The organism is Mycobacterium paraffinicum (assembly GCF_001907675.1).
In the GTDB taxonomy this organism is placed as follows: Bacteria; Actinomycetota; Actinomycetes; order Mycobacteriales; family Mycobacteriaceae; genus Mycobacterium; species Mycobacterium paraffinicum_A.
On the sequence record NZ_MPNT01000083.1, the window covers coordinates 1 to 1,138 of the forward strand.

Sequence of the window (1,138 nt, forward strand, 5' to 3'; positions counted from 1 at the left end):
CGGGCCGCCGCCGAGGCCGACTTGGCCGGCAAGGCCGCGGGGTATCGGCCCGATGAGTTGGCCGTCTACGCCAAGCGGCTGCTGGATTGGTTGCATCCCGACGGGCACTTCAGCGACGCCGAGCGGGTCCGCAAGCGCGGCATCATCCTGGGCGCCCAAGACGGTGAGGGCATGTCGCGGCTGAGCGGGCTGCTCACCCCGGAGCTGCGCGCGGCGATCGAGGCCATGCTGGCCAAGCTGGCCGCCCCCGGAGCGTGCAACCCCGACGACGACACCCCGGTGATCGACGCGGCCCCGGATGAGGATGCGGTGCGCCGCGACACCCGCAGCACCGCCCAACGCAATCATGATGCGCTGCTGGCCGGGCTGCGCGCCCTGCTCGCGTCGGGTGAGCTGGGCCAGCACAACGGGCTGCCGGTGTCGATCGTGGTCACCACCACCCTGCAAGACTTGGAGGCCGCCGCCGGTAAGGCGCTGACCGCCGGCGGCACCCTGGTGCCGATGTCGGATGTGATCCGCTGGGCCGGCCATGCCCACCACTATTTGGCGATCTTCGACCGGGGCCGGTCGTTGGCGCTGTATCACGCCACGCGGTTCGCCTCGCCTGGGCAGCGGATCATGTTGTATGCCAAGGATCGTGGGTGCACACGGCCGGGCTGTGATGCCCCGGCCTACCACAGCCAGGTCCACCACGTGCGCGGCTGGGCTGCCACCGGGCGCACCGACATCGACGACCTCACCTTGGCCTGCGGACCCGACAACCGCCTGGCCGAACAAGGCTGGACCACCCGCACCAACGCCCGCGGCGAAACCGAATGGATCCCCCCACCCCACCTCGACCGCGGCCAACCCCGCACCAACACCTACCACCACCCCGAACGATTCCTCCACGACCAAGACGACGACGACCCCGCTTGACGCAACGCGCGTTCCGTCCGGTCCCCCGCAAGCCGGTGGTGCCCGGCTCCGCCGCGCTCGCGATCACCGCTGATATGGGAGACATCTTGTCAAGGGGCAGGGTGAAGCGGCGGCCGCAACCGTCGTCGTGGCCGCCGCTTCGTTGACCAGATGGGTCAGTTGGGGGATGTCGAGCGTGTCGTATCGACGCGTGTCAGTCTGATATACGCGGGTTGGTTAC

The 1,138-nt window shown here is 69.6% G+C and carries 1 protein-coding gene; it reads left to right on the plus strand.

The features are described from left to right. Window positions 1–918 (plus strand): HNH endonuclease signature motif containing protein (locus BRW65_RS30815; RefSeq protein ID WP_073881230.1); only part of this gene is annotated, 918 nt, incomplete at its 5' end. Between the last annotated feature and the right edge of the window lie 220 nt (window positions 919–1,138).